The sequence below is a fragment of the Pseudomonas sp. TE21435 genome (assembly GCF_056279265.1).
Genome location: NZ_JBWBQZ010000001.1, coordinates 3,862,937 through 3,875,753 on the forward strand (window position 1 = coordinate 3,862,937; position 12,817 = coordinate 3,875,753).

At 64.2% G+C, this 12,817-nt stretch carries 12 protein-coding genes; all 12 read right to left on the minus strand.

The genetic code is table 11. The features are described from left to right. Positions 1–43: 43 nt before the first annotated feature. Positions 44–625, minus strand: a complete 582-nt coding sequence (locus ACZ9C1_RS17475; RefSeq protein WP_111531976.1) for an alpha/beta hydrolase — start codon at positions 623–625, stop codon at positions 44–46. Between the two features lie 193 nt (positions 626–818). Beyond that, positions 819–1,220 carry an ExbD/TolR family protein gene (locus ACZ9C1_RS17480; protein WP_028688526.1) on the minus strand — a complete coding sequence of 134 codons (402 nt, stop codon included), beginning with the start codon at positions 1,218–1,220 and terminating at the stop codon, positions 819–821. A gap of 1 nt (position 1,221) precedes the next feature. Beyond that, the gene (locus ACZ9C1_RS17485; protein ID WP_102684750.1) at positions 1,222–1,944 is read right to left on the minus strand and encodes a MotA/TolQ/ExbB proton channel family protein; all 723 of its coding nucleotides are present in this window, start codon (positions 1,942–1,944) and stop codon (positions 1,222–1,224) included. Positions 1,945–1,974: 30 nt separating this feature from the next. Beyond that, positions 1,975–2,775 (minus strand): energy transducer TonB, encoded by an 801-nt coding sequence (locus ACZ9C1_RS17490; RefSeq protein ID WP_476254217.1) that lies wholly within the window; start codon positions 2,773–2,775, stop codon positions 1,975–1,977. 391 nt (positions 2,776–3,166) lie between these two features. Then, the gene (locus tag ACZ9C1_RS17495) at positions 3,167–4,156 is read right to left on the minus strand and encodes a sulfate/molybdate ABC transporter ATP-binding protein (protein ID WP_008093195.1); all 990 of its coding nucleotides are present in this window, start codon (positions 4,154–4,156) and stop codon (positions 3,167–3,169) included. Between the two features lie 3 nt (positions 4,157–4,159). Beyond that, entirely contained in the window at positions 4,160–5,032 is an 873-nt protein-coding gene (cysW, locus tag ACZ9C1_RS17500) for a sulfate ABC transporter permease subunit CysW (RefSeq protein ID WP_277502295.1), read from the minus strand. Positions 5,033–5,045: 13 nt separating this feature from the next. Continuing rightward, positions 5,046–5,864, minus strand: a complete 819-nt coding sequence (gene cysT, locus ACZ9C1_RS17505) for a sulfate ABC transporter permease subunit CysT (RefSeq protein WP_476254218.1) — start codon at positions 5,862–5,864, stop codon at positions 5,046–5,048. A 199-nt stretch (positions 5,865–6,063) separates the two neighbouring features. Further along, the gene (locus tag ACZ9C1_RS17510; RefSeq protein WP_102684754.1) at positions 6,064–7,071 is read right to left on the minus strand and encodes a sulfate ABC transporter substrate-binding protein; all 1,008 of its coding nucleotides are present in this window, start codon (positions 7,069–7,071) and stop codon (positions 6,064–6,066) included. Positions 7,072–7,118: 47 nt separating this feature from the next. Next, a complete protein-coding gene (gene oscA, locus ACZ9C1_RS17515) occupies positions 7,119–7,301 on the minus strand; it encodes a sulfur starvation response protein OscA (protein WP_003258557.1) in 183 nt (60 codons plus the stop codon). A gap of 233 nt (positions 7,302–7,534) precedes the next feature. Continuing rightward, complete coding sequence (locus ACZ9C1_RS17520) at positions 7,535–10,588, minus strand: efflux RND transporter permease subunit (RefSeq protein WP_476254219.1); 3,054 nt, start codon at positions 10,586–10,588, stop codon at positions 7,535–7,537. After that, complete coding sequence (locus ACZ9C1_RS17525; protein ID WP_102685443.1) at positions 10,585–11,652, minus strand: efflux RND transporter periplasmic adaptor subunit; 1,068 nt, start codon at positions 11,650–11,652, stop codon at positions 10,585–10,587. Before ACZ9C1_RS17525 ends, ACZ9C1_RS17520 begins: the two co-directional genes overlap by 4 nt. After that, a complete protein-coding gene (locus tag ACZ9C1_RS17530) occupies positions 11,649–12,737 on the minus strand; it encodes an efflux RND transporter periplasmic adaptor subunit (protein ID WP_102685442.1) in 1,089 nt (362 codons plus the stop codon). The genes ACZ9C1_RS17525 and ACZ9C1_RS17530 overlap by 4 nt, the downstream gene beginning before the upstream one ends. Positions 12,738–12,817: the final 80 nt, after the last annotated feature.

Below are 12,817 nucleotides of genomic sequence, written 5' to 3' on the forward strand. Positions count from 1 at the left end.
GCAAGCGGTCGAGGGATTCAGCTCAGTCGATGAAACCTGTGGATCAGGCGCGGCGCAGGGCGCGCTGGTCGACACGGGCCTGCAGCCGGTAGAGATAGGCAAAGCCTTGCTCCCAGCGCAGGTGCCCGGACTTGACGTTGATATGCCCGGCGTTGGCCAACAGCCCGGCTTCGGCGCCCCAGGCCTGCGCCAGGTACAACGCGCGCGGCACGCTCACCGCCGGGTCGTTGTCGGAGCTGACCACTTGGCTGGGAAACGGCAGGGCCTGCAGGGGAATCGGCGCGAAATTGCGCAGGGCCGGCGCGCAATTCGGCCGCTCGACATCCGCCGGTGCCACCAGCAGCGCGCCGCGCACCCTTTGCTGCAGATCAGGGCTGGCCTGGGCGGCCCAATGCGCGACCGTGATGCAGCCGAGGCTGTGGGCGATGAGAATCACCGGCGAGCGCTCGGCGGCAATCGCCTGCTCCAATGCCTGTACCCAATCGCGCCGTTGTGGCGTGAGCCAGTCGCTCTGCTCGACCCGTGCGCTGTTGGGCAGGCTGCGCTGCCAGTGACTCTGCCAATGGTTGTCTGGCGATCCTTGCCAGCCCGGCACAATCAGGTAACGAATCGACTCATTGCGCATGGGGACGCCTCCGGAAGTTTGCGTGCTTGGGTGCAAGTATAGGGAGGGGGTTATATTCGTAAAGGAATAAGAAGCTATTTATTAATAACCAAAATACCAAAATGAAAGAGGCCTGGCTTCGCGCATAAAAAAAGGGCCATCCCCTGCCAAGGAAAATGGCCCCTAAGCACTTGCCTGAAGAAGGTATCGCCGGTCAGCGCGCGGTAATCACCGCCAGCTTGCTGATCCCGGCACGCTCGATCGCCGCCATTGCGCGGGCGACCTCGCCATAGTTCACACCATCGTCGGCCTGCAGCTGCACACGCAGCTCGGCGTCCTTGTCCTTGGCAGCCTTGAGGTTGGTCTCCAGCAGGTCGGGCTGGATCTCATCCTTGTTGATGAACAGCTTGCCGCTGCCGTCGATGCTCACTACCAGCGGGTCCTTCTGCTCCACCGGGGCCACGGCCTCGGTCTTGGGCAGGTTGATAGGGATGGCGTTGGTCAGCAACGGCGCGGTGACGATGAACACCACCAACAGCACCAGCATGACGTCCACTAACGGCGTGACGTTGATTTCACTCAACACTTCATCGCTGTCCTGGGTCGAGAAGGCCATGTCAGGACGCCTCCTTCACAGGTTGGGTGAAGCCGGTGTGCTGGCGCTGCACCGCCGGGTGCACCAGCACGCGGAAGGCACTCTTCTGCGCCAGGCTGTAGAAGTCGTGGGCGAAGTCGTCGAGGTCGGCGGCGGTCAGCTTGAGGCGACGGAGGAAGTAGTTGTAGACCAGCACCGCTGGCACCGCGACGGCGATCCCCACGCCGGTGGCCACCAACGCCGCGCCGATGGGCCCGGCCACGGTCTCCAGGCTCGCCGAGCCCGCCGCGCTGATGCCCTTGAGCGCCTCCATGATGCCCCACACCGTGCCGAACAGGCCGATGAAGGGCGAAGTGCTGCCGATACTGGCCACCACCGCCAGGCCGGTTTCCAGCGAACGACGCTCACGGACGATCTGCTGGCGCAAGGCGCGCTCCAGGCGGTCCTGGTGGTTGATGGCCTGACTGAGGTCACTGGCCTGGCCAGGCTCACCGACCGCAATCGCCGCAAATCCCGCCTGAGCGACACGGGCGGCCGGGCCAGGCAGGTCGTGGGCCGGCTCGGCGGCGGAGTCGAGGCTGGACGCAGCCCAGAACTGCTGGTGGAAGCGCTTGTCCTGGTTCTTCAGGCGCACGAACTGCACGACCTTGACCAGGGCCAGCGCCCAAGTGGCGACGGAGAAGCCGACCAGCAGCCAGATGACCGCGCCTTCAACGGATTCGAGGGGAGATGCCAACACGCTCATGATGAAGTCCTTCCTGTGTGCGCTCGCAAGTTAACGAAGCTTGAAATCGATCGGTACGCTGACCCAACCCACCTGGGCCACCTCGCCCTGCTTGGCCGGGACGAAGCTCCAGCGTTTCACCGCCGCCAGCGCGGCGGCGTCCAGGGCGTCGCGACCACTGCTTTTCTGGATCTGGATCTGCCCTGGCTTGCCACTGGGCAGCACCTCGACGCGCAGCAGCACGGTGCCCTCCCAGCCACGGCGCTGGGCCATCTGCGGATATTCCGGCGCCGGGTTCTTGAGGTACGCGGCGTTGGCCGAGGCTGGCGTCACCGGGGCCGGGGCGGGTGGCGCAGGCGCAGGCGGAGCCGGCGCGGCCACGGGCGTAGGCGTGGGTGGCGGCGCTTCGACCGGTTTCGGCTGCGGTTTTGGCTGTGGCTTGGCCACAGGCTTGGGCACGACTTTCGGCTTGGGCTTTGGCTTGGCAGCCAACTCGTCGAGCACCGGCGGTGGCGGTTCGAGCACAGGCGCTGCCGGGGCTGGCGGTGGCGGCTCGACGACTGGCGGCGCGGGCGCGGCGAACTCGATGGTCATGGGCGGAATCTGCGGCGGCACGATGGGCAACGCCGGGGTCGGTGCCTGGTTGATCCAGTAGGCGACGGCACCGTGCAGGGCCAGCACCAGCAGCACCAACGCCAGCTTGTCGCGTCGTTTGAGGCCGCTCAGCGGCGTGCGTTGCAGGCGTAACTGACCAAGCGGCAGGCGTAGCGTGCGTCCGAGCTCGACCAGGTCGCCCGATGCTGGGTGCCATGGCTGCTCAAAGGCCCTGACGGCCGTCTGGACATTACCCATTGCTAGAAACTCCTGGGGTGTTGATTCAGGTGTGTGGCTGAATCATCGGGCCTAGGGGCTTAGCTCATAAAGAAATGTTTAAACGTAAAACTAGACCAAAATGGAATAATTATTTCGATGGTCTGTCCACAACCCGCGTCTTTCGCGGCCTGCCGCAGAACAGCTTGCGAACGATGCCTTATCAGCATGCAAAATATTCGCTCAAGGCATCAATCCGCTGCGAGGGCTTTGCCCTCGATCGCTGGCAAGCCAGCTCCCACAGGTCATTGCAGCAGACCCTGTACTGTGGGAGCCGGCTTGCCGGCGATGGGCTGCAGCGCAGCCCCGACTATCCGCCAGCACATAAAAAAACCCGGGACCATGCCCGGGCTTTTCATTTCATGCCTGCAGCTCAGATATCCGCCACCTTCTGCCACACCTTCGGCCGGAAGAACAACGTCTCCCCCCGCGCCAACCCAGTCAGGCTGTCGTGATCCTTGACCACCTCGGCCTCGATCAGCTCGCTTTGCCCTTCCACCTTCAAGGTGACCCGGGTGGTCGCGCCCAACGGGCGGATATCGCGGACCTCGGCGGCATGGTGGCCTTCGGTCTCATGGCGCGACAGCGACACCTCGTGCGGGCGGAACAGCACATGGTGGCCTTCGCTGAGCGCCAGGCGGTTGGAGTCACCCAGGAAGTGGTAGACGAAGTCGTTGGCCGGCTTCTCGTACACCTCGCCCGGCGAACCGATCTGCTCGATCACGCCCTTGTTCATCACCACGATGCGGTCGGCGACTTCCATGGCCTCTTCCTGGTCGTGGGTAACGAATACCGAGGTCAGGTTGATGTCCTCGTGCAGCCGCGCCAGCCAGCGGCGCAGCTCCTTGCGCACCTTGGCATCCAGCGCCCCGAACGGCTCGTCGAGCAGCAATACCTTGGGCTCCACCGCCAGGGCACGAGCCAGGGCGATACGCTGGCGCTGGCCACCGGACAACTGCTCGGGGTAGCGATCGGACAACCAGTCGAGCTGCACCATGTTCAGCAGCTCGTGGACCTTCTCGGCGATCTTGCTCTCGCTCGGGCGCTCGCCCTTGGGTTTCATGCGCAGGCCGAAGGCGACGTTGTCGAACACGCTCATATGGCGGAACAGCGCGTAGTGCTGGAACACGAAGCCGACGTTGCGATCACGCACGTCGTGGCCCGACACATCTTCGCCATGGAACACGATGCTGCCGTCATCCGGGGTTTCCAGGCCGGCGATAATGCGCAGCAGGGTGGTCTTGCCGCAGCCCGACGGGCCAAGGAGGGCAACCAGCTCGCCGCTGTGGATGTCCAGGTTGATGTTGTCCAGGGCCTGGAAGCTGTTGAAGCGCTTGCTGACGTTACGAACTTCGATCGACATGAATCATTCCTCCGCGGCGCTGTGGCGCAGGCGGTTAATACGGTTCTCGCTCCACTGCTTGAGCAGCAGGATGAAGAGCGCCAGGATCAGCAGCAGGCTGGCCACGCTGAAGGCCGCGACATGGTTGTACTCGTTGTAGAGGATCTCCACGTGCAGCGGCAAGGTGTTGGTGACGCCACGGATATGCCCGGACACCACCGACACCGCGCCGAACTCGCCCATGGCCCGGGCGGTGCACAGCACCACACCGTAGATCAGGCCCCACTTGATGTTCGGCAGGGTCACGTGCCAGAACATCTGCCAACCGTTGGCCCCGAGCAGGCGCGCGGCCTCCTCTTCCTGGGTACCCTGCTCCTGCATCAGCGGGATCAGCTCGCGGGCCACGAACGGCACGGTGACGAAGATGGTCGCCAGGACGATGCCCGGCAGGGCGAAGACGATCTGGATGTCGTGGTCCTGCAGCCACGGGCCGAACAGGCCCTGGGCGCCGAACATCAGCACGTAGACCAGGCCGGCGATTACCGGTGACACCGAGAACGGCAGGTCGATCAGAGTCACCAGGATACTTTTGCCACGGAAGCTGTACTTGCTCACGCACCAGGCGGCGCTGACCCCGAACAGCAGGTTCAGCGGCACCGAGATGGCCACCGCCAGCAGGGTGAGCTTGAGCGCCGACAAGGCGTCGGCCTCGAAGATCGCCTCGAAGAAGGTGCCGAAGCCGTTTTTCAGGGCCTGGGACACCACGATCACCAGCGGCAGGGCCAGGAACAGCGCAAAGACGATCCAGGCCAGGGTGATCAGCACGCGGCGCGAAGTGGCACTGCCACGCCGGGCGGCGTTGGCGGCGGCGGTTGTGCCAAGGGTTGATGAAGACATTACCGGGCCTCCTTCAAGGGGTTTCGATGCGCCGCTGCAGCAAGTTGATCAGCAGCAGCAGGATGAAGGAAACCACCAGCATCAATACGCCGATGGCAGTGGCGCCGGTGTAGTCGTACTGGTCGAGCTTGACCATGATCAGCAACGGCAGGATCTCGGTCTTCATCGGCATGTTGCCGGCGATGAAGATCACCGAGCCATACTCGCCAACGCCACGGGCGAAGGCCAGGGCGAAGCCGGTCAGCCAGGCAGGCAGCAAAGCGGGCGCCAGCACATGGCGGAACACCTGCAAGGGTTTCGCGCCCAGGCAGGCAGCGGCCTCTTCCACCTCACGCGGGATGTCAGCCAGCACTGGCTGCACCGTGCGCACCACGAACGGCAGGGTGACGAACGTCAGCGCCAGGGTAATGCCCAGTGGGGTGTAGGCGATCTTGAAACCAAGATCCGTGGCGAACTGGCCGACCCAGCCCGCAGGGGCGTACAAGGCGGTCAAGGCGATGCCGGCCACGGCGGTGGGCAGGGCGAACGGCAGGTCGATCATCGCATCGATGACCTTGCGCCCGGGGAAGGTGTAGCGCACCAGCACCCAGGCCAGCAGGGTGCCGATCACGCCGTTGATGATGGCGGCGAACAGGGCAGCGCAGAAACTCAGCTTCAGCGCGGCGATGACCCGCGGCGCGCTGACGATGTTCCAGAACTGCTCCCAGGTGAGCTGCGAGGCATGGATGAACATGGCCGCCAGCGGTATCAGCACGATCAGGCTGAGGTACACCAAGGTGTAGCCCAGTGTCAGCCCGAAGCCGGGTATGACGGGGGAAATGCGACGTGACATAAAGGTCCCTGGTTGAACGCACGGAGCCCGGGAGTCATCCCGGGCCGGTGCAGGCTACTGAAGGGTTTTGTTTGTGGAGCTGCTGCGCAGCCCTTTCGCTGGCAAGCCAGCTCCCACAGTGGCGGTGCATTCCCGCTTCCTGTGGGAGCCGGCTTGCCGGCGAAAGGGGCGCGAAGCGGCCCCGCTTGTTCATTGCCGATCACTGTGCCTGATAAATCTGGTCGAACACACCGCCATCGTTGAAGAACTTCGGCTGCGCAGTCTTCCAGCCACCGAAGTCCTTGTCGATGGTCACCAGGTCCAGTTTCGGGAACTGCTTGCCGAATTCGGCGGCGACCTTCGCGTCACGCGGACGGTAGAAGTTTTGTGCAGCGATCTTCTGGCCAGCCGGGCTGTACAGATGCTTGAGATACTCCTCGGCGATCTTCTCGTTGCCCTTCTTCTCGGCGTTCTTGTCGACCACCGCCACCGGCGGCTCGGCCAAGATTGACAGCGAAGGCACGACAATCTCGAACTTGTCGGCGCCACCGTCTTCCTTCAGCGCCAGGAAGGCTTCGTTTTCCCACGCCAGCAGCACATCGCCCTGCCCGTTGTTGACGAAGGTGATGGTCGAGCCGCGGGCGCCGGTATCGAGCACCGGCACGTGCTTGAACAGCTCCTGCACGTAGGCCTTGGCCTTGTCTTCGCTGCCGCCGGTCTTCAGGCCATAGGCCCAGGCGGCGAGGAAGTTCCAGCGGGCGCCGCCGGAGGTCTTTGGATTGGGCGTAATCACCGAGACGTCTTTCTTGATCAGGTCGCCCCAGTCCTTGATGCCTTTCGGGTTGCCCTTGCGTACCAGGAACACGATGGTCGAGGTGTACGGCGTGCTGGCGTCCGGCAGGCGCTTCTGCCAGTCCTCCGGCAGGGTCTTGCCAAGCTTGGCGATCTCGTCGATATCGCCGGCCAGGGCCAGGGTCACCACGTCGGCGCGCAGGCCGTCAATGACCGCGCGGCCCTGCTTGCCCGAACCACCGTGGGACTGCTGGATCTTCACCTTGTCGCCGGGGTTGGCGGCTTGCCAATGCTTGATGAACTCGGCGTTGTACTGCTGGTACAACTCGCGGGTCGGGTCATAGGACACGTTCAGCAATTCGTAGTCCTTGGCGATCGCGGAACCGGCAAAAACGGCACTGGCCAGGGCGGCAAGCGCATAACGGCGGATGGACATGGTGAAGCTCCCGATTGGCATTTTTCTAGTTTTGAAGGGGTGCGGTGTCAGCCGGTCTTGTTACCGGGCTGCTGCAGGCGGAACTTCTCCTTGCGTTCGATCTGCACCACCTGGGCGTTGTGCACGGTGATCTCCACCGCGCCAAAGCGCAGGTCGCGCAGGGCACTCTGGATTTCACGCAGAATGGTGGCTTCGTCCTGACCGTCGATGCTGCGCAGAGATGCACTCATGCTCGTTCTCCTGTGAGTAAGGGAGCCGGGCAGAGGTTTTGAAGGGGATTTGCGCCTGGCTTGAGGGCAATACTAGTGAGGCGCGGATATTCTTAAAAATACTGTTTAAGAATGTTTATATAACCATTAGCGCGAACACTGAACCCTGTGGAAGCTGGCTTGCCAGCGATAGCGTCGGTGAGGCTGACGACGCTATCGCTGGCAAGCCAGCTCCCACAGGGTGCGCGTGGTTCTCAGGAAGTCTTTTCCGGCTCGCGGATCTTGTACCAGGCCACGTACAGCGCCGGCAGGAACAACAGCGTCAGCAGCGTTGCGCTGATGATGCCGCCGATCATGGCATAGGCCATCGGCCCCCAGAACACTTCCCGGGCAATCGGGATCATGCCCAGGCTCGCCGCCGCCGCCGTCAGCAGGATCGGCCGGCGGCGGTGGTTGGTCGCCTCCACCACCGCGTCCCAGGGGGTGTAGCCCTGCTCCTCGAATTCGTCGATCTGGGTCACCAGGATCACCGAGTTGCGGATGATGATCCCGGCCAGGGCGAGGATGCCGAGGATCGCCACGAAGCCCATGGGCGTGCCCGTGGGTACCAGGGCCAGGACCACGCCGATCAGACCCAGCGGCGCGACGCTGACCACCAGGAACAGCTTCTGCACGCTGTGCAGCTGGATCATCAGGAAGGTCGCCATGAGGAACAGCATCAGCGGAATTACGTCGGCGATCGGCCCCTGGGCCTTGCCGCTCTCCTCCACCGTACCGCCGGTGGCCACGCCGTAGCCGGGCGGCAGCTTGCCGGCGAACTCGTCGATCTTCGGCTTGAGCTGCGCCACCAGGTTGGTCGGCTGGATATCGCCGACCACCGAGGCCTTGATGGTGATGGTCGGCTTGCGGTCGCGCCGCCACACCAATGGCTGCTCCAGCTCGTAGCGCACGGTGGCGAACGCCAGCAGGGGAATGGATACACCGCTGGGGCTGACGATCTGCAGGTTCTGCAGGGTGTCGGGCGAGCCCCGCTCGCTGTCCTCGGCGCGGGCAATGACGTCGACCAGATAGATGTTGTCGTTGACCTGGGTAACCGGCACGCCGCTGACGATGCTGTTCATCACATTGGCCACGTCTTCGGACGACAGCCCCAGCTGGCGTGCCTTGTCCTGGGCGATCTCGATGCGCAGCACCTTACCGGGCTCGTTCCAGTCGTACATCATGTCGCCGATATGTTCGTTGCCATCGAGCACCGTGGCCAGTTCGATGGCATAGCGGCGCACCTGGTCGATGTCCTTGCCGCTGACCCGGTACTGGATCGGCCGGCCCACCGGTGGGCCCATCTCCAGCGACTGCACGTTGCTGCCGATGCCGACGAAGTCCTCGCGCAGCAGTTTCTGCAGGCGCTCGATCATGCCCTGGCGCTCTTCGAAGCCCTTGCTGACGATCACCAGCTGGGCGTAATAGGGATTCTGCAGTTGCTGGTCGAGGGGCAGGTAGAAGCGGATCGCGCCCTGGCCGATGTAAGTGCTCCAGCGCACCAGGTCGGGGTCGTCCTTGATCTTCGCCTCCAGGCGATCCACCACCTTGCGCGTTTCCTCGATCGAGGCGTTCTGCGGCAGGTCGAGATCGACCAGGATCTCCGGGCGGTCCGAGGATGGGAAGAACTGGTTCTGCACGAAGCGCATGCCCACCACCGACAGTGCGAACAGCATGATGGTGCCGATCACCGTCACCCAGCGGTGGCGCATGCACCACAGCAGGCCATGTTCGAACGCCCGGCCCACCCGCCCAGGTTCGGCCTCGTGGGGCTTGAGCTTTTCGCTGCTGAGGATATGCACCCCCAGCACCGGGGCGAAGAACACCGCCACCACCCACGACACCAGCAGCGCCACGGCGATCACCGCGAACAAGGTATAGGTGTATTCACCGGCCGAGCTGGCATTGAGGCCGATCGGCACGAAACCGGCCACGGTCACCAGGGTGCCGGTAAGCATGGGGAAGGCCGTCGAGGTGTAGGCGAAAGTCGCCGCCTGCTCTTTCGTCTCGCCCATTTCCAGGCGCGTGACCATCACCTCCACGGTGATCATCGCATCGTCCACCAGCAGCCCCAGGGCAATGATCAGCGCACCCAGCGATATCCGTTGCATGGTGATATCGCTGTACTCCATGAACACGAACACCATGGCCAGCACCAGCGGGATCGAGCAGGCCACCACCAGCCCGGCACGCACGCCCAGGCTGACGAAGCTCACCACCAGCACGATCACCACGGCTTCGAACAAGGCACTGGTGAAGCCGCCAACCGCCTGCTTGACCACCACCGCCTGGTCGGACACGGTGTGCACGCCGACCCCGACCGGCAGCTCGCTGACGATGCTGTCCATCTTCTTCTTCAGCGCCGCGCCGAACACCTCGATGTTGCCGCCGGCCTTCATGCCGATGGCCAGGCCGATGGCCGGCTGGCCGTTGTAGCGGAAGATCGGCGACGGTGGGTCGACATAGCCACGCTCGATGTCGGCGATATCGGCCAGGCGGAAGAAGCGGTCGTTGATGCGCAGGTTGACAGTCTCCAGGTCCTTCTCCGAGGCAAACTGCCCGGTGGTGCGCACCGAAATCCGCTCGGGGCCGGCTTCGATCACCCCCGCCGGGGTCACCGCGTTCTGCGATTTCAGCGCCTCCATGACCTGCCGCTGGTCGATGCCCAGGGCTGCCAGCTTGCGGGTGGAGAAGTTCAGGTAGAGCACTTCGTCCTGGGTGCCGATCAGCTCGATCTTGCCGATGTTGTGCACCTCGCGCACCTCGGCGCGGGCCTGCTCCACATAGTCGCGCAGCTGACGCAGGTTCAGGCCATCGGAGGTGAAAGCGTAGATCGAGCCGAACACGTCGCCGAACTCGTCGTTGAAGCCCGGGCCCTGTACACCCTGGGGGAACTGACCGCGGATATCCTGGATCTTCTTGCGCACCTGGTACCAGATGTCTGGAATGTCCTTGGCCTTGGTGGTGTCGCGCAGGTACACGTAGACCGTCGATTCACCGGGGCGGGTATAACTTTTCACGTAGTCGAGCGAATCGAGCTCCTCGAGTTTCTTTTCGATCCGGTCGGTGATCTGGTACAGCGTCTCGTCCTGGGTCGCGCCGGGCCAGCGGGTCTGGATCACCATGGTCTTGATGGTGAAGGACGGATCCTCCTCTCGACCCAGGTTGAAGTAGGAAAAAATCCCCATCAGCAGGCCGACGAACATCAGGTACCAGACGAAGGACTGGTGCTTGAGCGCCCATTCGGAGAGGTTGAAGCTTCCTTTCATCGTGCGTCCTCGTCGAAGATGACCTTCTGGCCAGGCTTGAGGCTGTTCACGCCGGCGGTGACGACGCGCTCGCCGGGTTGCACACCGGAGGACAGGATGATGCTGTCAGGGCCACGCTCCGCCAGGGTGACGTCACGGGTGGCCACGGTCTTGCCCTGCGGGTCGACCACCCAGACCTGGGTCTTGCCATCGCGCTCGAGCAACGCGGAACGCGGCAACTGGCTGCGCGGCGTCAGCGCCGAGGTCAGGGTGACGCTGATCGCTGTCCCCAGGTGGAAAGCCTCCGGGGTGCTGGCCAGGGTAAGGCGGGCGCGGCGGGTACGGGTGGTGGCATCGGCCTGGGGCTCCAGCTCGCGCAAGGTGGCAGTAGTGTTGATGCTGGTGTCGAGCTGCGAGGCGACGGTGAAGGTGAGGTCGCGGCTCAGTTGTTCGGCCAAGGCTATCGGCAGGTCGATCACCGCTTCCTTCACGTCCGGGCGCGCCAGGGTGACTACGGCCTGGCCGGCGCTGACAGTCTGCCCGGCCTCGGCCTGCCAGGCCGTGATCACCGCGGCATGGTCGCTACGCAGGGTGCTGTAGTCGAGCTGGTCGCGGGCCTGGCTGACTGCCGAACGCGCCTGCGCCAGCGACGCGCCGGTAGTCTTCAGGTTGGTCTGGGCGATGTCCAGCTGGGCTTGGGCGCCGACTCCGCGGTCATACAGCTGTTGCTGGCGACGGGCATCGGCCTGGGCATTGATCCACTGCGCCTGCACCCGCGCGAGGTCGCCTTCGGCGGCACGCAGCTGGTTCTGCTGGTCGGTCGGATCGAGGGTGGCCAAGGTATCGCCCGGCTTGACCTGGGCCCCGACATCCAGCCAGCGCCTGGCGATACGACCAGACACGCGGAAACCCAAGGTGCTCTCGAAGCGCGCCTGGATGTTGCCGGCAAAGCGCCCAAGCTGCGCTTGCACCTGGGGCTCGACCACGGTCGACAACACCGGTCGCACGGGTTCGGGCTGGGCCTCCTCTCCACCACAGGCAGCCAGCAACAGGCAGGCAGACACTATCGGCAGCAACGGCCTCATGGCGCGACTCCCCCGTTTCTGGCATCGACCTTCTCGACCTGAATACCTGGGTTCAACAGCTGGCCACCACTGACCACCACCACCTCACCGGCCTCCAGGCCCTCGCTGATCACCACTTTTCCGGTCAGGTAGCGCGCCACCTGGACCTTGCGCAGTTGCGCCTTGTCACCCTCGCCGACCACCCACACGGCGGGCTCGTTCAGCGCCTTGGTCAGGGCTGACCAGGGCAGCTCGACGCTCGGTTTGCCATGGGCACTGGCCGATGCGGTCACCGGCGCACCCAGGGCCATGCCCTTGGGCACGTCGCGCAGGGCAACCTTGACCTGCACCGTGCCGCTTTGCGCAGAGACCGTCGGGGTGATCTCGCGCACGTGGCCTTGGGCGGTGATGGCGGGGTTGTCGATCAGGCTGACCGTCACACCCTTGTCACCGCTGGGTGCCACCAGCAGCGACTCATAGACATTGAACACCGCGTCACGGTCGCCATCGACCGCCAGGCTGAAGATCGGCATGGTCGCCTGCACCACTTGGCCGACTTCGGCCTGGCGCGCAGTGATCACGCCGTCGGCCTCGGACACCAATGCCGTGTAGCTCAGTTGCTCGTTGGCGTTGGCCAGTTGCGCCTGGGCGGCCTTGAGCGCGCTCTGGCTGCTGCGCAACGCGGCTTCAGCGGAGTCGTACTCGCTCTGGCTGGTGTAGCCCTTGGGCAAGAGTTTCTGCTGGCGCACGAACGCGGCGCTGGTCTGGGTAACCCGGGCCTGTTCGGCGAACACCTCGGCCTTGGCCGAATCGACGTTGTTCTGCAGGTCCTTGGGGTCCAGGCGCGCCAGTACCTGATTGGCCTTCACGTGGTCACCGACATCGACGCTGCGCGCAATGATCTTGCCGCCCACGCGGAACGACAAGTCGGTCTGCACCCGCGCCTGCACGTCACCGGTCAGGGTGACCCGGGCGGCAAAGTCGGTGGGCTGCACCTGCTGCACCGCGACCCGGGGCAGCACCTGGCCGACCTCCTCCTTGCCACATCCTGAAAGCAGGGACAGCAACCCCAGGCAAACGACCAGCGGCACACGCTCTAGCGTCATGCAGGCTCCTTGCTTCTCTCAGGTGAAAGGGATGCGTTTGAAAGCGTAGATCAGGGATCGACAAACGGCATCGGCCAGGG